At 59.6% G+C, this 18,319-nt stretch carries 18 protein-coding genes; 7 read left to right on the top strand and 11 right to left on the bottom strand.

Annotated elements, in window-relative coordinates; all coding sequences use genetic code 11:
• Together HX869_RS03610 and HX869_RS03605 are read left to right on the top strand one after the other, a co-directional pair.
• On the top strand, positions 1-3,345 hold a 3,345-nt coding region (locus HX869_RS03610; RefSeq protein ID WP_178902746.1), incomplete at its 5' end, for an RHS repeat-associated core domain-containing protein.
• A complete protein-coding gene (locus tag HX869_RS03605) occupies positions 3,342-3,752 on the top strand; it encodes a hypothetical protein (RefSeq protein WP_102369288.1) in 411 nt (136 codons plus the stop codon). The genes HX869_RS03610 and HX869_RS03605, both read left to right, overlap by 4 nt.
• An 88-nt stretch (positions 3,753-3,840) precedes the next feature.
• Here HX869_RS03605 and HX869_RS03600 read toward each other — a convergent pair whose 3' ends face one another.
• Positions 3,841-4,278: a DUF3995 domain-containing protein gene (locus HX869_RS03600; RefSeq protein WP_003214721.1), complete on the bottom strand. Its 438-nt coding sequence runs from the start codon at positions 4,276-4,278 to the stop codon at positions 3,841-3,843.
• A gap of 93 nt (positions 4,279-4,371) precedes the next feature.
• Here HX869_RS03600 and HX869_RS03595 point away from each other — a divergent pair, with 93 nt between their 5' ends.
• Together HX869_RS03595 and HX869_RS03590 are read left to right on the top strand one after the other, a co-directional pair.
• Entirely contained in the window at positions 4,372-4,761 is a 390-nt protein-coding gene (locus tag HX869_RS03595; protein ID WP_003214719.1) for a DUF2946 domain-containing protein, read from the top strand.
• Between the two features lie 95 nt (positions 4,762-4,856).
• The gene (locus HX869_RS03590; RefSeq protein ID WP_178902745.1) at positions 4,857-6,983 is read left to right on the top strand and encodes a TonB-dependent siderophore receptor; all 2,127 of its coding nucleotides are present in this window, start codon (positions 4,857-4,859) and stop codon (positions 6,981-6,983) included.
• Between the two features lie 156 nt (positions 6,984-7,139).
• On the opposite strand, the gene HX869_RS03585 is transcribed toward HX869_RS03590, so the two are convergent.
• The 3 genes from HX869_RS03585 to HX869_RS03575 form a co-directional block, all read right to left on the bottom strand.
• Positions 7,140-8,156 carry an ABC transporter substrate-binding protein gene (locus tag HX869_RS03585; RefSeq protein WP_008437166.1) on the bottom strand — a complete coding sequence of 339 codons (1,017 nt, stop codon included), beginning with the start codon at positions 8,154-8,156 and terminating at the stop codon, positions 7,140-7,142.
• Positions 8,157-8,279: 123 nt separating this feature from the next.
• Entirely contained in the window at positions 8,280-8,477 is a 198-nt protein-coding gene (locus tag HX869_RS03580) for a hypothetical protein (RefSeq protein ID WP_008437165.1), read from the bottom strand.
• A complete protein-coding gene (locus tag HX869_RS03575; RefSeq protein WP_003214715.1) occupies positions 8,477-8,926 on the bottom strand; it encodes a hypothetical protein in 450 nt (149 codons plus the stop codon). The genes HX869_RS03580 and HX869_RS03575 overlap by 1 nt, the downstream gene beginning before the upstream one ends.
• 415 nt (positions 8,927-9,341) lie before the next feature.
• Between HX869_RS03575 and HX869_RS03570 the strand changes: the two genes are divergently transcribed.
• From HX869_RS03570 to HX869_RS03560, 3 genes are all read left to right on the top strand, one after another.
• A complete protein-coding gene (locus HX869_RS03570; RefSeq protein ID WP_083853233.1) occupies positions 9,342-9,596 on the top strand; it encodes a hypothetical protein in 255 nt (84 codons plus the stop codon).
• A 141-nt stretch (positions 9,597-9,737) separates the two neighbouring features.
• A complete protein-coding gene (locus HX869_RS03565; RefSeq protein WP_003214713.1) occupies positions 9,738-9,968 on the top strand; it encodes a hypothetical protein in 231 nt (76 codons plus the stop codon).
• A gap of 83 nt (positions 9,969-10,051) precedes the next feature.
• Positions 10,052-10,288 carry a DUF2789 domain-containing protein gene (locus HX869_RS03560; RefSeq protein WP_003214711.1) on the top strand — a complete coding sequence of 79 codons (237 nt, stop codon included), beginning with the start codon at positions 10,052-10,054 and terminating at the stop codon, positions 10,286-10,288.
• Positions 10,289-10,292: 4 nt separating this feature from the next.
• Here HX869_RS03560 and HX869_RS03555 read toward each other — a convergent pair whose 3' ends face one another.
• The 7 genes from HX869_RS03555 to HX869_RS03525 all read right to left on the bottom strand — a co-directional run bounded on the left by HX869_RS03555 (position 10,293) and on the right by HX869_RS03525 (position 18,252).
• Positions 10,293-10,496, bottom strand: coding sequence for a hypothetical protein (locus HX869_RS03555; RefSeq protein ID WP_003214710.1), 204 nt, complete (start codon positions 10,494-10,496; stop codon positions 10,293-10,295).
• Between the two features lie 125 nt (positions 10,497-10,621).
• On the bottom strand, positions 10,622-11,842 hold the full coding sequence (locus tag HX869_RS03550) for a methyl-accepting chemotaxis protein (protein ID WP_372865068.1): 1,221 nt from the start codon (positions 11,840-11,842) through the stop codon (positions 10,622-10,624).
• A 547-nt stretch (positions 11,843-12,389) separates the two neighbouring features.
• Positions 12,390-12,794 carry a TraR/DksA C4-type zinc finger protein gene (locus tag HX869_RS03545; protein ID WP_003214706.1) on the bottom strand — a complete coding sequence of 135 codons (405 nt, stop codon included), beginning with the start codon at positions 12,792-12,794 and terminating at the stop codon, positions 12,390-12,392.
• Between the two features lie 402 nt (positions 12,795-13,196).
• On the bottom strand, positions 13,197-14,234 hold the full coding sequence (locus tag HX869_RS03540; RefSeq protein WP_003214704.1) for an ABC transporter permease: 1,038 nt from the start codon (positions 14,232-14,234) through the stop codon (positions 13,197-13,199).
• A gap of 59 nt (positions 14,235-14,293) precedes the next feature.
• On the bottom strand, positions 14,294-15,847 hold the full coding sequence (locus HX869_RS03535) for a sugar ABC transporter ATP-binding protein (protein ID WP_087694121.1): 1,554 nt from the start codon (positions 15,845-15,847) through the stop codon (positions 14,294-14,296).
• 63 nt (positions 15,848-15,910) lie between these two features.
• Complete coding sequence (locus HX869_RS03530; RefSeq protein WP_003214701.1) at positions 15,911-16,846, bottom strand: sugar ABC transporter substrate-binding protein; 936 nt, start codon at positions 16,844-16,846, stop codon at positions 15,911-15,913.
• A 365-nt stretch (positions 16,847-17,211) separates the two neighbouring features.
• Positions 17,212-18,252, bottom strand: a complete 1,041-nt coding sequence (locus HX869_RS03525; RefSeq protein WP_178902743.1) for a Gfo/Idh/MocA family oxidoreductase — start codon at positions 18,250-18,252, stop codon at positions 17,212-17,214.
• Between the last annotated feature and the right edge of the window lie 67 nt (positions 18,253-18,319).

The raw sequence follows: 18,319 nt of genomic DNA, 5'->3' as shown, positions 1-18,319 counted from the left end.
CTGCCATTTGCCTGGACGCGGTTGTATCGCAGCAGTGCCGTGGAAGTGGATTGCGGGTTGGGGTTTGGCTGGAGTCATGCGCTGGCGCAGCGCTTGGTGGTGAGCGGCGAATCGGTGGTGTGGACCGATCACGAGAACCGCAGCACCACCTTTCCCCTGCCCTCTGCTGCACGGCCGGCGATCACCAATAGCCTGGCGGAAGCGGCGATTTATCTGGGTGCTTTGCCGGATGAATGGGTGCTGGCTCAGGCGTCGCTTTTCTACCACTTCCGTGACGGTGTGCTGACGGCGATCAGTGACGCTTACGACAACCGGCTGCGCATTGCCCGCGATTATTCAGGGCGGATTCAGCGGATCGATAACCATGTTGGCCAGGGATTGCTGCTGCGGTATGAGCACGGCCATATCGTTGCCGTCGACTATCAGGTGCAGCGGGAGCCGGGCTGGGTCACCGAACAGAACGTTGTTTCCTACACGTACGACGATGCCTGGCGGTTGGTTGAGGCGACCAACGCTGTCGGCGAAAGCGAGCGTTATCGGTACGACGATCAGCAGGTGATCCTGGAGCGGGAACTGGCCGGTGGGGCGAGTTTCTTCTGGGAGTGGGAACGGTCCGGCAAGGCGGCAAGGTGCGTCCGGCACTGGGCCAGCTTTTCGCAGATGGACACGCGGTATGTGTGGGACGACAACGGCACGGTCACCGTGCACAACGCCGATGGCAGCCAGGAAGTCTACGTACACGACCAGCGCGCACGGCTGGTGCAGCGGATCGATCCGGACGGCGCGCAGCACTTCAAATCCTACGACGAAAAAGGCCGGCTGACGGTCGAGCAGAATCCGCTGGGGGCGGTGACGGCCTATCAGTACGACGAAGCCGGTCGGTTGATTGCGCTGTTTCCCGGGGACGATACGCCGACGTCCTACGAGCATGACAACGGGTTCGTACGGGTTGTGCGCCGTGGTGACGCGGTGTGGAAATACCAGCGTAACGATCAAGGCGATATCACTCGCAAGACTGATCCGGACGGCAATTACACCGAATACACCTACACCCAACACGGAAAGCTCAGCGGCGTCTGGTATCCGGACAACAGCAGCCAGCGGCTGATCTGGGACGAACGTGGTCAGCTCATTGAGGAGAAGCTGGCGAATGGTGGCGTAAGGCACTATCGCTACGACGACCTGGGGCGGCAGGTTGCTTGCGAGGATGAGCATGGCGCGCTGACCCACTACCAGTGGGACGCCGTAGGTCGTTTGCTGAAAGTGATTCAGCCTGACGGGGCCACACGCGAATTCAGCTACAACCCGTACGGAAAAATCACTGCTGAGCGCGACGAGTTGGGCCGCGTCACCCGCTACGAATACGCCGATGGTTTGCACCTGATCAGCCGTCGGATTAACCCCGACGGTACACAGCTTAAATACCGTTATGACAATGTTCGGCTGTTACTGACCGAGATTGAAAACGAGGTCGGCGAAACCTATCGGCTCGACTATCACGCCAACGGCCTGATCCAGCAGGAAACCGGGTTTGATGGCCGCCGCACCGCCTATGCCTACGACCTCGCCGGGCATCTGCTGGAAAAGACCGAATACGGCGATGACGGCAGTCAGTTGGTTACCGGTTATGCGCGCGATGCTGCCGGTCGCCTCGTAAGAAAAACCCTGCCCGACCGCAGCATTGTCGATTACACCTACGACCGCCTCGGCAATCTCCTCAGCGTCGACGACGGTCATTGGCCGCTGCATTACGAATACGACCTGCAAAACCGCCTCACCGCCGAACACCAGGGCTGGGGCACGTTGCGCTATGGATACGACGAATGCGGCCAACTCGAAAAACTACGCCTTCCGGATAACAACCGCCTCACCTTTCACCACGACAAAGGCGGCGACCTCGCCACCGTCGAACTCAACGGTAACCTGCTCACCTCGCACCTGTTCAAATCCGGCCGCGAACACCAACGCCAGCAGGGCCAACTCCTCAGCCACTACCACTATGACGACCAGGGCCGCCTGCACGCCCACGCCATCACCCAACAGGAACAACGCTACCAGCGCCGCCAATACAACTACGACAAACGCGGCAACCTGACCCGCATCCTCGACACCCGCAAAGGCCAACACGACTACCACTACGACCCACTCGACCGCCTGACCCGCGCCAACCACTCGCACGACCTGCAGGAACGCTTCGTCCACGACCCGGCGGGCAACCTGCTGATGCAAGACCGCGTAGGGCCCAGCGTCGTCAAAGGCAATCGCCTGTTGATGCAAGGCGACCGTCACTACGACTACGACGCTTTCGGCAATCTGCTGCGCGAACGCCGGGGCCGGGCTCAACAGTTGGTTACCGAATACCGCTACGACTGTCAGCATCGCCTGATCAGCGTCACCCAGCCGGACGGCACCGAGGCCACATATCGCTACGACCCGTTTGGACGGCGTATCGCCAAAACCCTCAACGGTCAGACCACCGAGTTCTTCTGGCAAGGCGAAACATTAATCGCCGAACACAGCACTGATAACCACCAAAGCTATATCTACGAACCCAACAGCTTCCGCCCGCTAGCGCTGCTCAAAGGCTACAGCCCGGAAGACGCAAAACCCTTCCACTACCAACTCGACCACCTCGGCACCCCACAAGAACTCACCGCACCCGACGGCGAAATTGTCTGGTCCGCGCACTACCGCGCCTACGGCCAAATCGCGAAGCCGGACGTCAACACCCTCACCAACCCGCTGCGCTTCCAGGGCCAATACTTCGACCCGGAAAGCGGGCTGCACTACAACCGACATCGCTACTATAATCCGGATATTGGTCGTTATCTGACGCCCGACCCCGTGAAGCTGCCGGGTGGGCTGAACGGCTACCAATATGTGCCCAACCCGACGGGATGGGTTGACCCGCTTGGATTGAACACCTGCCCGGGTGGCGATGGATGTAAGCCGAAAGCCGTTGATAACGATCCTGCTAGAAAAGTAAAAGCCGATGAAGGTGTACCTTCGGCGCCAGTTATTAGAGGAGTTGATGCGGAAAGCTTGAATCGAACGCATAGTATCGAGGGGAAAAGATCAACCAAGCGAGTCGACGAAATCTCCCTCAGCATGCGGAGCAAGGGTTACGACACAAATGAGCCTATCGACGTGGTCGAGGTGAACGGGCAGCGCTATATTATCGACGGGCACCACCGAGCCTCAGCGGCAAGACGGACAAATACGCCAGTCACCATAAAATTGATAGAGAACCTAAATAGCCATAAGGGAACGCTCAAAAGTAAAGATGACGTAATAAACGCTTCGAATGCTGTTGGACTTGATAGGTTAGAAAGGCCGAGACGATGAAAAAGAACAACCTGGAGAATTTGATCCACGAATATCTATATCAGGTGAAAAGAGCGACTGATTTACTTGAGCGCACATTCGGAACAAAAAACATACTCCAGCTATGGCGCAGCAAAGAAATCCCGCAACGCGGGAGGATCACTGACAACATCTCCTACGAACTACACGGAATTGGCTGCAGAGTCGATTTTTCCGGAGTATGTATCGATTTCGACTATGGCCCAGACGAAAGAGTGGACGGCTTCGACCCGTGGCGGCTTTACATTTACGCATGCGAAGTACCACACCGGTACAAAAAGTACACCAACCAGAACACTCTCAAACTAGAATTCAATAATTATGTAGCGCAAGGAAAAGCACAAAAAATCACTGACTCCATGTCCAACCTATACTTCCTGAATCCTTGACCCTGCTCACCCCCTGACCAGCTGTCGCCAGGCGAACATTCGAGTTTACCCAGCGTAAAACTCACTCTTTCGCGGTAAACACTCCCCCTCAACTCCACGCCACCACCAACAACCCCGCCCCCAACACCAAACACAGCGGCGAGTAAAAAAACGTATCCAGCCGCGCAAACCGCGACCCGCCGACCTTCTTGAAAAAACCCACCAGCTCTGAATCCCCAATCGCCCGGGCAAACATCACCAGTGCTACTGCACTAATCCCCCACTGCAACGCATGGTTGGACACCGGCTCGAAATACAGCCCGGCCCGCAAACACACCAACACCGCAATCGCCACCAACCCCACACCCACCAGCAACGTTCCCAGTGCCGACGGCTTGAACGCCGGTCGCGGCCCGCTGGCGAATTCACCCGGCAGCTGCGGAATAGCCGCCGTCACACCCAATTTGCCGCCGGCCGCCCAGTACAAATGCACCAGGCTGATAAAGCCAAAAACCCCGACGATCCATCGCGCGACTAAAAAGCTCATGGCTGGATATCCTTGGAAAAGTCCGAGAGAGGATAGCCCTCTTGAGATTTTTTGCAGGCAATTCGTCGGCGGCTGATGGTAAAGTGCCGCCCCATGAAACTCGCCCGTACCGACCGCTCGCTCATTGCCTGGATGCTCTACTGCTGCGTCCTGTTCAATGTGTTCGCCTGCAGCATCGGCCACGGGCAAATGGTCGGGATGCAGCTCAACGGCATCGGCGGCCAGTTCTGTACGGTGGACCCGCGCACCCAGGCGCCGGCGCCTTACAAGTCCACCGATGAATCCCTGCCCACGCTCTCGAAAGCCTTCGGTTGCCCGCTGTGCTCCACCGGCGGCATGGGCCCGGCGCTCAACTCCAGCCTCAACGTGGCGGTGCTTCCGCAACCCCATGCGCCGCCGCCCGCCATCGTTGCCAGTGCCGACATCCCTGCCCGCTTCACCTGGCCTGCGGCTAATCCGCGCGCCCCGCCCGCCTTCGCCTGATACCTGCGCTTTTCTGATTGGCCCACGCGGCTGCCTCCCCCGGGAGTGCGGACGGCACTGGGTTGTTTTCAAGCCAAGTTTTTCAGGATTCAACCATGAAACATTTACCCCTTTTGGCGGGCCTGTTCGGCTGCCTGCCTGTCAGCACCTGGGCGATTGAGCTGGCAACGACCACCATTGAAGGCGAGCAAATCGGTGATGCCGGCCTGGCGCTGGATCAGTCCAGTGGCATGGCCTCGCGCCTGGGGCTGAGCGTGCGGGAAACCCCGGCGTCCATCAGCATTGCCAACCGCAATGACATCGAGCGCCGAGGCGCCAAGACCTTCCAGGACGCGGCCAATACCCTGCCCGGGGTCAACGCCAGCGCGCCGCCGGGGTTTGGCGGTTTCATTTCCTATCGAGGGTTTACCAGCAGCCAGATTACCCAGATGTTCAATGGCGTCGCGGTGTCCGGCGGCCTGGCTCGCCCCGTGGATGCGTGGATTTATGACCGGGTCGAACTGGTGGGCGGGCCCTCCTCGCTGATCAACGGCGCCGGCTCCGTCGGTGGTTCGCTGAACTACGTGACCAAGCTGGCCACCCGTGAGGAACAGGCCGCCGAAGGTCAGCTCACCTATGGCAGCTACGACACTGCCGGAATGGCCTTCGGCCTGAACCACGCCCTGACCGAGCCGGGCGCCGAGGTCCAGCATTACGCGCGCCTGGACGTAAGCCGCAACACCAACCACACCTATATCGATCGCCAACAGCGCGATGCCTGGAGCGTGGCGTTTTCCCTGCTGAGTGATTTCACCCCGAACCTGTCCCACACCCTGGCCCTGGAATATCAGGACGAACACGAGGACAGCCCCTACTGGGGCACACCGGTGCTCAACCCGAAGTCGGGCGAGTTGAAGATCGACAAACACAACCGCTTCAACAACTACAACGTGGCCGACGGTCGTTATGAGCAACGCACGATCTGGGTGCGCTCGATCATCGACTACCGGATCAATGACAGCACCACGCTGAAAAATACCCTCTATCACCTCGACAGCCAGCGCGACTATCGCAACCTGGAAACCTACCAGTACAACGCTGATAACAGCGCGGTGAATCGCTCGACGGCCTATCAGGTACGGCACCAGGGTGAGCAGAACGGCAACCAGTTCGAGCTGCGCCATGACGACACGTTCTTCGGCTTGAGTACCACGTGGTCGGGCGGCTTTGAGTACAGGGTCAACAGCACCACCAACAATCCGTTGAATGTGGCAGGCAACAGTACGGTGGACCCGAACAACTATGATCCCGGGCATTTCTATGACATCCCGGGCACCAAGCCCGGCTTCGATCCGGACAAGACCAACGCCGTCACCACCAAGGCATTGTTCCTTGAGAACCGCCTGGGCCTGACCGACAAGTTGTCGTTGCTCACCGGCCTGCGCTACGACGCGATTGACCTCGAAGTCACCAACCACCGGGATATCACCGCCAGCAATCCGCGGCATGTCAAACGCAGTTGGGAGCCGGTGACCGGGCGGATTGGCCTGACGTATCAGTTCATCCCGCAAGCCAATGTCTACGTGCAATACAGCACCGCTGCCGAACAGCCGAGCAGCACCACCCAGGTGTTCGATGTGTCCACCGGCAAGCAATGGGAAGTGGGCAGCAAGTTCGATTACATGGACGGTCGCGGCTCCGCCACGGTGGCCGCCTACCGGATCGAGCGCAAGGACTTCGCCGTCACCGACCCGCTGGACCCGACCAATAGCATTCCGGTGGGCGCGCAGACGTCCAAGGGTATCGAGCTGGCCAGTTCGTTGCGGGTCACGCCCAAGCTATTGCTGGAGGGCAACTATGCGTGGGTCGATGCCGAATACGAGGACTTCAACGAGAAAACCGCCAGCGGTGCCGTGGTGTCGCGCAAGGGCAATACGCCGACCAATGTGCCCAGGCAGGTGGGTAATCTGTGGCTGACCTATGACTTTGCGGAGGATTGGCAAGGAGGTGTGGATGCGCGGTATGTGGCGTCGGTGTACGCCGATAACGCCAACACCCTGACGGTGCCGGCCTATACCTTGTTCGGGACGTTTTTGACTTACAAGGTGGATCAACACACCTCCGTGACGGGCCGGGTGCGCAACCTGACCAATGAGGTGTACGCCGAGTTTGCCCATGTGTCGCCGGCGTATTACCTGGGGTCGCCGAGGACGTTTGAGCTGGCGGTGCAGACGAAGTTCTAAAGCCCAGCAAGTTTCAAGGCAAGAATGAGGTCAGTGTGGGAGCGGGCTTGCTCGCGAAAGCGGTGAGTCAGTCAATACAAATGTTGGCTGAAAAACCGCTTTCGCGAGCAAGCCCGCTCCCACATTTTTGATCGCAATCGGGCTGTTATATCGGTGTTACTTCAGGCTGGCTTCGACCTTCTGCGCCACATCCTCAGTCAGCCACGCCTTCCAGACTTCCGGATGATCCTTGAGAAATGCCTGGGCGACCTCTCGCGGCTGGCTGTGCTTCTCGCTCATTTCGGCCAGCGCCTTGTTCAGCGGCTCGATCGGAAAGTCGACCTTGGCAAAGAACTCGGCGATCTGCGGATGCTCCTTCTGGAACGGCGTGGACACACCGATGCTCAGCTTGGAGGCCAGGGAACGTGTAGGTTTCGGGTCAGGATTGTCTGCATCGGTCAGCGTTTTCCACGCCTCGGCATCAAATGGTGGCTCTTCCAGCTGGATCAGCTTGTAGCGCCCCATCAACGGTGTAGGCGACCAGTAATAGAACAGCACCGGCTTGCCCCGACGGATCGAGGAAGCAATCTCGGCATCCAGCGCAGCACCAGAACCACTGCGGAAATTCACATAGCTGTCGTCAAGCCCATAGGCCTTGAGCTTTTGCTTGTTGACCACTTCCGAGGTCCAGCCAATCGGGCTATTGAGGAAACGGCCCTTGCTCGGTGCTTCCGGGTCCTTGAACACGTCCTTGTAGCGCGCCAGATCCTTCACGCTGCGCAGGTCCGGCGCGAGGGGCTTGATGCCTTTGGCCGGGTCGCCCTTGACCACGTACTCCGGCACCCACCAGCCTTCAGTGGCGCCCTTGACGATATCCCCAAGGCCCACCACTTTGCCTTCGGCCTCGGCCTTGACCCACACCGGGCTGCGGCCGGCCCACTCTTCGCCGATCACCTGGATGTCGTTTTTCGCCAGGGCGGTTTCCAGGGTGATGGTGGTGCCGGGCAAGGTGTCGGTGGGCAAGTCATAGCCCTTTTCGACAATCACCCGCAGCACCTCGGTGATCAGGCTGCCGCTTTCCCAGTTCAGGTCGGCAAAATGAATCGGCGCCTGGGCCGCTGATACCGGCAGCGACGCCACCGACAGACTCAGGGTCGTCAGTGAGGCTGCCAACAGTGCTCGAATTCCTTTCATGCTTTGCACCTCATGCCTTACAGCAATCGCGAATGGCTTTGCTGTAACACCGCGAAGCCTCTGAATACTTAAGTCAACTCAACTGTAGTAGAGGTTCCGGGGAACATGGCAGGTTGCCGGTTTTTACGCAGGATTGTTCAGCCGCTGCAACTCGCGGCGCACCATGCTGGCGAATTCGGCGGGCTTGAGTTCATACAGTTGGCCGGCGACCCAGCTCAACCAGGCGCCCTGCAACTCGGCCTTGCGGGCAAACAATTGAGCCGCCGTGGCTTGGGCATCGAGCAGGTGCTGCTCGTGGAACTGTGCCCTACCCTGGCTCATTACTCGCTGGCCTTGAAGGTCACGAGTTCACCCTTGCGCCATTTGGCGGCCTTGCCGGTGACGGCCTTCAGGGTCTTGGTCAGGCCTTCTACCAACTGCTCATTGGCGGCAAACACCAGCATCACGCTGTGGCCTTCCTTGAACACGATGCCCTGGCCTTCGGCCGAGGACACAAAGGCGTAATCGCCCAGGCCATACACCGTCAACTTGATATCGCGAAACTTCAGTTCGAACTTGCCGCCTTCGCGGCTGGGCAATACAGCGGCCCGGAAATGATCACCGACCTTGAGTTCCAGGCGCGGCTTGTCGTCCACCACCAATGCCGCTTCGGTATCGATCTCGGCGATGTAGATACCTTCAGGTGTCTGCTCAGTGACGTAGACGAAACGGGATTGAAACTGCTTGACCAACTTTGCGCGCAAATCACCCAGCACGAATAACGCGTGCATATCCAGATTACTGACTGCCAAGGAAACGCCCCCACATCAAAAGGGTGCTGTCCGCCCAAGCGGGCAGCACAAAAAAACGGCCGGAAACGGCACGATCACACAACAAATCCACTGATAAAAACTGAAGAAGATCACGCTGCCAGGCCATGAGACTAGTACAGGCGTGCCCGACGCACCTTACGCAGGTCGCCAGGCGTTGCAGGAAATCACAGGTTTAACGACCAGAGAATACTGGCCGACCCACTTCAGACAATAACCCTTTAAAAAATGCAGTTTCCGACATCCAACACAGAAACTAATGCTTTGGATGGAACCGGACGCCGGACACTGACGACAATACTAAAACAGCAACACGGGTCAAAACCACTCGAAATACTGCAAGCGGGTACGCAATGTCGATCGACAGGAGCTGATTATGCAACGACCTCAACCGATTGCCACACCTTCGAACACAGGTTCATCTTTTATCGATGACGGGCAATTCTACTCCCTATACACCCACGACAGTTGCCTGCATTCGGCGCTCTATCGGGTAGTCCCCGCCGGGAGAAACTTTTTCCATATCCTTGAAGTGCCCAGTGGGCGGATCAAAGGTTTTCGCAGCGGCCATAGCCAGGCCTGCGAACTGGCCCGACAGCTGGAAGCCATCCTGCAAGCGCCACACGGCTGAGGCGCGGCTGGCGTTTCGTCATCTGGTTGACTTTACTGCGCCGCCAGCGCGTAACAACTGCCATACTGGTCCGTCCATTGAGATTTGTGCCCTTGCGGTTCAGGTTTCATCAGCGCAATTACCTCCAAGGGAAGGCTATACGTGACGGAATTTGATATTGGCGAATTTTTCATCCATGGCGAAGCCAGGGAAGTAGACGGTGAGTTCCAGGCCGTGATTGTGATGCGGGCCAAGGCTCCCCTGACCACCGTGACGACTCACCAGGTAGAAAAGGACCGCTGGTTCAAAACCGTAGACGCTGCCAACACGGCTGCCAAGGAAGCCGCAAAAGCCCTTAAGGCCGCCGTTGATTCCGGCGCGCTGACCTCCTGATTACCCGGCGCGACAATCCGATCGAACTCTGTCCCGCAACAACCCTCCCATGCATACGATGATCAGCCCGCATGGAGAACGATATGGAAGCGCAGACCTACACCCTCGAAGACCTGTTTGAACAACTTGGAGAAGATTCGTCACCCGAAGGGATTGACGATTTTATCGGCAAACACACCCTGCCCAATGACGTAAAGCTGATTGACGCGGATTTCTGGTCACCGCAACAAGCCCAATTCCTTAAGGATGAACTGCGTGAAGACGCAGTCTGGGCGATCGCGGTCGACGAACTGAACCAGCGCCTGCACCAGCAACCCTGAGCCTTCAATGCAGGCTGTCTGACTGCTCCAGGTGCAACAGCGCCTCCCAGGCGGCCCTGCACTCTTCAGCCTCATCGCGGCTGGCGAACGCCGTGCCGCGCTGCTCGCCATTGAGCAACACTACCCAACAGGCCTTTTGCCCCAGCGCACGCAGGGTGGGCGGTACGCCACTGCCAATCATCACAGCCACATCGACTTTGGTTTGCATGGAGCGCCTCCGGAAAATTAGTTAGCTGGCTAACAATGTTCGCCATGCTACGGTTTTCTTCCAGTTGGAAAAAGCTATCCCCGGAATAGCTCCCTTGCATTACCTGCAACAATCGCCCTCGTGGGTCAGCGGCCCTCAGGCCTGTAGCCCAGGCGCAAGCCGCCCCAATGCCGGCCATTGACCGTGATCGGCACGGACAAGTCGTGCATCAACTCCCCGGTATCGCGGGTGTAGGTCTGCAACAACACCGCCTGCTGGTGGCTGCCGCAGCGGATTCCCGTGCGGTCTTCAAACTTGCGCTTGGTACGATTTTGTACCGCGTCCACTTGGGCATCGCCGGTCAACGCTTGGGAGAACGCCTTGTTGTGGGTCGGCACATAACCCTGTGGCGTGCAGGCGATGGCGAATACCAGGCCCTCATGCCGGGGCAACAGGGCTTCCTGGATGGCCGGCAGCACCTGGTCGGTGTAGCCGTCAAAACGCGTGTGGTACTTGCTTGGCCGCGTGTTGGGAATGGCGGTGTAGCTGCGGTCGAACAGGTCATCGAGGCTGATGCGGTTTTGCAGGACGTCGGCTTCAAACTGCGCGGCGATGCGGCTCGCGCCTTCGCGTGCCAGGTCATAGATGCGCTGGTGGTAGTCATCCAGGCCGACCTCGGCGAGGCGTTCACTGATGGTTTCGGCCTGGCCTTCCATTTGTACGGCGGCGGCAGCCAACTGTTGGGTCTGCTGGTCGCTGACGGTCAAATCGCTGCGCATCTGCTCCACCGCATGGAACAGGCTGTCGAGTTGGGCGCGGTTGGTGTCGGTGCCCTGGGCGATTTCATTGACCTGGCCTTCCACATCCGCCGCCAGGCTGGCGATGCTGTCCAGTTGCTCGCCGGCGTGCTCCACCTGCTCTACACCGGATTGCAGATCCGCCGACAATTGCCGGATCTGCTCCACCACCTGGGCGGTACGCTGCTGGATATCCGCCACCATCACCCCGACTTCATCGGTCGCCGTGGCGGTTCGCCCGGCCAGGCCACGCACCTCGTCGGCGACCACCGCAAACCCGCGACCATGCTCACCGGCCCGCGCGGCTTCAATCGCCGCGTTCAAGGCCAGCAGGTTGGTCTGGCTGGCGATCGACTGGATCACCAGGGTGACGCGCTGGATTTCTTCGCTGCGCTGGCTCAAGGCCTCGATCAATTGACGGCTGTCGTTGGCGCGCTGGCTGAGCTGATGCATACGGGTGATGGATTGCGCCAGCACCTCGCGCCCTTCGGTACTGCGCTGATGGGCCTGGCTGGCCGCACCGAGGGCCTGGCGGCTCAGTTGCGAGGTGATCTGCTCGGTGCCGATCATCACTTCGGCACTGCTGACGATCTGCTTCGCCGCGCCCAATTGAGATTGCAGCCTGGCCGCCAGTTGCTTGACCGAATAGGCCACGCCGGCAGCAGACAGCGCGTTATGGCTGGTGGTGTAGGAAAGGTCGCGGGTCAGCTCGCCGATTGCATCGGTGGCTTCGGACGCGGCAACGCTGGGGGTGCGATGCGTCAGGCGAGGTAGCCAGATCAGTAGCAGGGCCACCGGCAGGCACAGGTAAATCGAGAGTTGGGCGAACGCCAGGCCCAGCAGCAACAGCACCAGGGCGGTACTTTGCAAGAGCGGCGTCAACCAGCCGGGCAACTGTCGCGCCACCACGGGTGGTGACACTGCTGCGCCCATGAGAGATCCGTCTCCAGCCATGTTCGTTACCCCGCTGCTTGTCGTTATTGTGACTGCATTAGACGCCACTATGTGGCCATTATCCATGGGCCTTTAGTGGGGGGCTTGCAGCAGATCAATAAACGGGGGGAAACGGCTGTTTTCTGCTGGGAACCGGGTAACCCGGCTCCAGCAGTTCACCGCATCAGGCTTGACGCTGGTGCTTGTCGATTTGCTCGTGGCGTTCTTGCGCTTCGATGCAGTACTTGGTGGTCGGGCTGATCAGCAGGCGCTTGAGGCCGATAGGCTCGCCGCTGTCATCGCACCAGCCGAAGGAGTCTTCCTTGATACGGCCCAGGGCCTGCTCAAGTTGCGGCAGCATGCGCTGGTCGCGGTCGATGGCGTTCACCAGCCAGGTGCGCTCTTCTTCGACAGAAGCAGCGTCGGCCGGGTCTGCCGGGGTGTCCAGGCTTTCAATGGCGATGCGGTTTTGCTCGATGCGCTCGTGGTGTTCCACTTTCATGTCCTGCAACAACTTCTCGAAAAAAGCGTGCTGCTCGGCATTCATGTAGTCATCCGCCGGCATGGCCAGCAACTTTTCCTTTGTCATTGATTTCTCTATAAAAAATACGTGCATTAAGGCGAATAAGGGAGCGTTCCGGCCGACCTCTGCAGGTCTCGGAAAGGCGCCGTCCATTTCAAGCGCCACCCGGCACTCAATTTACGAGGGGCGGCAGTCTAAGGCCGACTTGAGGGCTCAGCAACTGAAATGACAGGCATTTTTTCCAAGATAACCCGCAAAGGCACCAGGACGGGCTCGGCGAATGGTCATCGGAGTGCGTTTATAGCAAGAAATTCAGTGTTGTGGAGCTATATAGAAGACAAACGGTTAAATGTGGGAGCGGGCTTGCTCGCGAAGGCAGTGTGTCAGTCACTGAATGTTTAACTGATACACCGTCTTCGCGAGCAAGCCCGCTCCCACATTTTGACCGATGCGGCCTTGAGGACCGTGTCAGCGCTTGAGTTTGCGCTTGTTGCGATATTGGTCGATCACCACCGCCACCACGATGATCAGGCCCTTGATGATGTCTTGGATGTACGCATCCACGCCGACGAAGGTAAACCCGCTGGCCATCACGCCGAGAATCAACGCGCCGATCACGGTGCCGGTGATGCGCCCTACCCCGCCCGCCAGGCTGGTGCCGCCGATCACCGCGGCGGCAATCGCGTCCAGCTCATAGGACATGCCCATGCCAGCCTGCCCGGTGGCTGCCCGTGCCGACGCCACTACACCGGCCAGGCCTGCCAGCAGGCCGGCGATGCTGTAGACGATGATCAGGTGGCGCTTGACGTTGATGCCCGAGGTGCGCGCCGCCTGCATGTTGCCGCCGATGGCGTAGGTGTACTTGCCGTACTTGGTGTAGCGCAGGGCGATATGGAAGATCACCGCCACCACCAGGAAGATCACCACCGGCATCGCGCCGTGGCCGATGGCCGTGTAGGAGTCCGAGAGCATGCTCACCGGCTGGCCTTCGGTGTAGTAACGCGCCAGGCCACGGGCCGAGACCATCATGCCGAGGGTCGCAATAAACGGTGGAATCCCGGTGACCGCAATGATACTGCCGTTGATCGCCCCCGCCAGCAGCCCCACGCCCAGGCCCATCGCCACCGGTATCCACACCGGCAGGTCAGTCAATGACGGAAACACCGCACGGGAAAAGTCGGAAGTCTGCGCCAGGCTGGCGGCGATCATCGCCGACAAAGCCAGCACCGAGCCCGAGGACAAATCGATACCGGTAGTGATGATCACCTGGGTCACGCCAATCGCCAGCAGGCCGATGATCGACACCTGCAGGATCATCAATACAAGGCGCTGGGAGTTCATCAGGAAGCTCTGGTCGCGCACGATCCAGCCGAACAACTCAAACACCAGGCCGATGCCAATCAGCACCAGCAGGATGCTCAGCTCGGTGGGCATGCGTCGACGGTGCTTGACCGGCGCCGCAGCGGGCTTCTTTTCCTCGGGTTTGCTTTCCAGTATCGCGTTCATAACCACTCACCTTTTTTATCGCGTTGCGCCGGCCACAACGGGCCGGCGCCGTCTGTTCGTTAGTGGACCGCCGTCATACCGGAAGCCAGTTGCATGACTTTTTCCTGGGTCGCATCCGCGCGGTCCAGGGTGCCCATCAGGTCGCCTTCGTGCATCACCATCACCCGGTCGCTCATGCCCAGCACCTCGGGCAGCTCCGAGGAAATCATGATCACCGCCATGCCTTCGCTGGCCAGGTAGGAAATCAGCCGGTAGATCTCGGCCTTGGCGCCCACGTCGATACCGCGAGTGGGTTCGTCGAGGATCAGCAGCCGTGGGTTGGTCATCAGCCAGCGGGCCAACAGGGCTTTTTGCTGGTTGCCACCGGACAAGGTGTCGATGCATTGCTCCAGCGACGGGGTTTTCACCCGCAGCTTGGTGCACATGTCTTCACACAAGGCACGCAGGGCTTTTTGCTGGATAAAGCCGTTGCCGGAGTAATGCGGCAGCACAGCCATCTCCATGTTTTCCAGCACCGACAGGCAGGGGAATAGGCCGCTGAGCTTGCGGTCTTCGGTCAGCAGCGCGAAGCCCTTCTCGATGGCCATGTGCGGGTCGGTGATGCGCACGGTCTTGCCGTCCAACTGGATCTCGCCGCCGGAGCTTGGGGTGATGCCGAAAATGGTTTCGGCCACATTGGTCCGCCCGGAGCCCATCAGCCCGGCGATACCGAGAATTTCCCCGGCATGCAGGTCGAACGACACGCCCTGGAATACCCCATCCAGCCGCAGGTCGCGCACCGACAGCAGCAGATTTCCGATGGGCTTGTCGCGCACCGGGAACAGCTGGCTCAGCTCACGCCCCACCATCATCGAGATCAGGCTGTCGCTGTCCATGCTGTCGGCCCGCTGCAGGCCGATATAGGCGCCATCGCGGAACACCGCCACTTCATCGGCGATGGCGAATACTTCGTTCATTTTATGGGTGATGTAGATGATGCCTTTGCCCTGGGACTTGAGGTCGGCAATGATCGAAAACAGGTGGGCCACTTCCTTGTCGGTAATGGCGGAGGTCGGTTCATCCATGATCAGGATGTCGGAGTCATAGGACACCGCCTTGGCAATCTCGACCATCTGCCGCTCGGCAATGCTCAGGTTACCGACGTGTTCCTCCGGGTCGAGATTGATCCGCAGCCGCTCCAGCAATTGCGCGGTGCAGCGGTGCATTTCCCGGTGGTTGACCATGTGCAGGCCGTTGAGCTGTTCGCGACCGATCCAGATGTTCTCGGCGATGCTCATGTGCGGCATCAGGTTGAGTTCCTGGTGGATCATCGCGATCCCGGCCTTCTGCGCCGCCAGCGGTGTTTCGAATTTGATCGGCTTGCCACGCAAGCGGATTTCACCGGCGTCGGGCTGATAGATGCCGGCGATGATCTTCATCAGTGTCGACTTGCCCGCGCCGTTCTCGCCCATCAGCGCCAGCACCGAGCCGGGGCGCACCCGCAGCTGCACATCGGCCAGGGCCACGACGCCGGGAAAGCCTTTGCTGATGTTGGAGATCTCCAGCAGATAGGGTTCTTCCAGTACCAAGGGCTGGATACCGGGAGGCTGGGAAGCAGTCGCTTGAGCAAACATATCGGGTACTCCGTCAGCAGGGCCGCCGTGGCTGCCCTGCCGGTTTATTGTTGTTATTAAGGGCTACTTGAAGTCTTTGACGTTGTCCGGGGTGATCAGCTTGAACGGGATCACCACGTTCTGCTCGACCGGCTCGTGCCTGGCCATCTTGCGCGCCGCTTCCACCGAACCCACGGCCTGGCCATTGGCGTCCTGGAACGCCGACGCGGCCATGTCGCCCTTGGTAATCGCGTTCAAACCGTCCGGTGTGCCATCCACCCCGGCGATCAACACGGTGCCCGGCTTGGTGCCCGCCGACTTCAACGCCATGGACGCACCGATGGCCATCTCGTCGTTGTTGGCCAGCACCGCGTTGAATTCACGGCCTTGGGTCAGCCAGTCGTTGACCAGGGTCATGCCCTTGTCACGCAGCCAGATGCCGGTCTGTTCCTGCTCGATGGTGATGCCTGGGTATTTGGCCAGGACTTCCTTCACCCCCTTGGTGCGGTTGGTGGTGGAGTTGTTCGCCAGGTCACCCAGCAGGATCACGATCTTGCCCTTGCCGCCGAGCTTTTCGGCGATGTACTGCATTTGCAGGCGACCCGCCTCGACGTCATTGGAGGTCACGGCCACGATGCCTTTGGGCAGATCCGTCTGGTCGGGACGACGGTTGACGTACACCAGCGGAATGCCCGCTGCGAGGGCCGCTTTACTGATATTGGCGGTAGACGCCGTGTCGACCGGGTTGACGATGATGGCGTCGACTTTCTGGCTGATAAAGTTCTCGACCTGGCTCAGTTGCTTGACCACATCGGCGCGGGCGTCTTCGAACTGCAGCTGCACGCCGTCACCCTTGGGGTAGGACTTGGCTTGCTTGTCCATGTCCTCGCGCAGGTAAGTCAGGAAGGTGTCATCGAACGCCGACATGCTCACGCCCACCTTGATATCGGCCGCCGTGGCGAAACCACTGGCGAGCATCATGGACAGGGCCAGCGCGGTAAAACGGATCGGGGTCTTCATGAACGGTCTGTCTCCAATTTCTTGTTGGTTTTGTGGACGTTGCGTTTTTCAGAGCGAAGCGGTCGGCAGTCGAACGATCGGCGCCCCCGGAATGCAGCACACCAGGGAACCCTTGCTTTCGACGCACAGGACATTCAGGAGGGAAAAGTAAAACGGCCGGGCGCGGGGCAGACCGCGTGGCTGGAGGGCAGGACGTAAAACTCGCAGTACAGCGTTGAAGATTTTCATCTGACGGTACCTGGTTGTTTTGATCTTGTTTTTGTCGAGTCGCCCGAATCGAGTCCGAACGTACTTTATGCAACCTGGAATGACTTTATTGGAAAATAATTTCCATATCAACCTGTTTTAGAATTTTATTCTATTTTTCATCCATGAGGCTCCATAGCCGCCATTTCCACTACCTGCTGGCGCTCTGAACTCAGGCGCGCGGCGTCCAGTACGCGGGTGGTTGCCAGCGCATCCAGGACGTTCACCGGCAACTCGCCGTGGCCTTCCACCGCGCTTTGCAGCTGACTGTAGAACTGATTCCAACGGCCCTTTTCCGACGGCACCCGCTCACGATCCGGCCCCTGCTCGAACCAGCCCCAGCGTCGATGTTCTTCAGCGCCCCAGTGCTCGCCTTCGGTTTTCGGGGTCTTGCCGGCCAGCAACGCCTCTTCCTGGCCGTCCAGCCCTTCGACGCTGTAGCAACCGGCCGTGCCATTCACCCGAAACCGCGGGGCCTGGCTGTTTTGCAGGGCGCTGCCCCACAGGTGTGAAATCACCCCGTTGGCGTGGGTCAGCGATACAAAGAAGCCGTGGTCCACGCTCCGCTCATCGGCGGTGTAGTGCAACTGCGCGAACACCCGGTCCACCGGGCCGAACAGTTGCATGGCCTGGTCCACCAAGTGGCTGCCCAAGTCCCGCAGGAAGCCGCCGCCGCTGGCATTGCCCACCGAGCCCGGGTTGTAGCGCTCCACCCGGGATTCAAAGCGGGTGACGGAGCCCAGGGCTCCGGCGTCGATCAGCTTGCGCAGGGTCAGGAAGTCCGAATCCCAGCGCCGGTTCTGGTAGACGCTGAGCAGCACGCCCTGGCGCTCGGCGGCGGTGATCAAGGCCTGGGCCTGCTCGGCATTGCTGGCAAAGGGTTTGTCGCTGACCACCGCCACACCGTGTTCGATGGCCTCCAGCACCAGGGCCGGACGGCCCTTGAGGGTGGTGGAGATCACCAGCACGTCGACACCGGCCTCGGTGATCTGCCCGATACTGTCGAAGGCCTTCACTCCGGGGTGATCCGTCGCCAGTTGCTGGCGACGTTCGGGTGACCGTGTCACCACGCCGACAAAGGTCGCCCCCGGCAGGCTGGCTATCAGGGGTGCATGAAATACACGGCCGCCTTTGCCGTATCCAACCAGTCCGATTCGCATACAAATACTCCTTGGTTAATTGTGGCGAGGGAGCTTGCTCCCGCTCGACTGCGTAGCAGTCGCAAGC

The sequence above is a fragment of the Pseudomonas sp. P7779 genome (genome assembly GCF_013386315.1).
Lineage (GTDB): Bacteria > Pseudomonadota > Gammaproteobacteria > Pseudomonadales > Pseudomonadaceae > Aquipseudomonas.
This window is presented reverse-complemented; position numbering and strand designations above follow the sequence as displayed.

What these genes read in the sequence shown, in the direction of transcription:
- HX869_RS03605 (WP_102369288.1), top strand. Translation starts at nt 3,342, where the DNA reads ATGAAAAAGAACAACCTGGAGAATTTGATCCACGAATATCTATATCAG.
- HX869_RS03600 (WP_003214721.1), bottom strand. Translation starts at nt 4,278, where the DNA reads ATGAGCTTTTTAGTCGCGCGATGGATCGTCGGGGTTTTTGGCTTTATC.
- HX869_RS03595 (WP_003214719.1), top strand. Translation starts at nt 4,372, where the DNA reads ATGAAACTCGCCCGTACCGACCGCTCGCTCATTGCCTGGATGCTCTAC.
- HX869_RS03590 (WP_178902745.1), top strand. Translation starts at nt 4,857, where the DNA reads ATGAAACATTTACCCCTTTTGGCGGGCCTGTTCGGCTGCCTGCCTGTC.
- HX869_RS03585 (WP_008437166.1), bottom strand. Translation starts at nt 8,156, where the DNA reads ATGAAAGGAATTCGAGCACTGTTGGCAGCCTCACTGACGACCCTGAGT.
- HX869_RS03580 (WP_008437165.1), bottom strand. Translation starts at nt 8,477, where the DNA reads ATGAGCCAGGGTAGGGCACAGTTCCACGAGCAGCACCTGCTCGATGCC.
- HX869_RS03575 (WP_003214715.1), bottom strand. Translation starts at nt 8,926, where the DNA reads ATGCACGCGTTATTCGTGCTGGGTGATTTGCGCGCAAAGTTGGTCAAG.
- HX869_RS03570 (WP_083853233.1), top strand. Translation starts at nt 9,342, where the DNA reads ATGCAACGACCTCAACCGATTGCCACACCTTCGAACACAGGTTCATCT.
- HX869_RS03560 (WP_003214711.1), top strand. Translation starts at nt 10,052, where the DNA reads ATGGAAGCGCAGACCTACACCCTCGAAGACCTGTTTGAACAACTTGGA.
- HX869_RS03555 (WP_003214710.1), bottom strand. Translation starts at nt 10,496, where the DNA reads ATGCAAACCAAAGTCGATGTGGCTGTGATGATTGGCAGTGGCGTACCG.
- HX869_RS03550 (WP_372865068.1), bottom strand. Translation starts at nt 11,842, where the DNA reads ATGATCGGCACCGAGCAGATCACCTCGCAACTGAGCCGCCAGGCCCTC.
- HX869_RS03545 (WP_003214706.1), bottom strand. Translation starts at nt 12,794, where the DNA reads ATGACAAAGGAAAAGTTGCTGGCCATGCCGGCGGATGACTACATGAAT.
- HX869_RS03540 (WP_003214704.1), bottom strand. Translation starts at nt 14,234, where the DNA reads ATGAACGCGATACTGGAAAGCAAACCCGAGGAAAAGAAGCCCGCTGCG.
- HX869_RS03535 (WP_087694121.1), bottom strand. Translation starts at nt 15,847, where the DNA reads ATGTTTGCTCAAGCGACTGCTTCCCAGCCTCCCGGTATCCAGCCCTTG.
- HX869_RS03530 (WP_003214701.1), bottom strand. Translation starts at nt 16,846, where the DNA reads ATGAAGACCCCGATCCGTTTTACCGCGCTGGCCCTGTCCATGATGCTC.
- HX869_RS03525 (WP_178902743.1), bottom strand. Translation starts at nt 18,252, where the DNA reads ATGCGAATCGGACTGGTTGGATACGGCAAAGGCGGCCGTGTATTTCAT.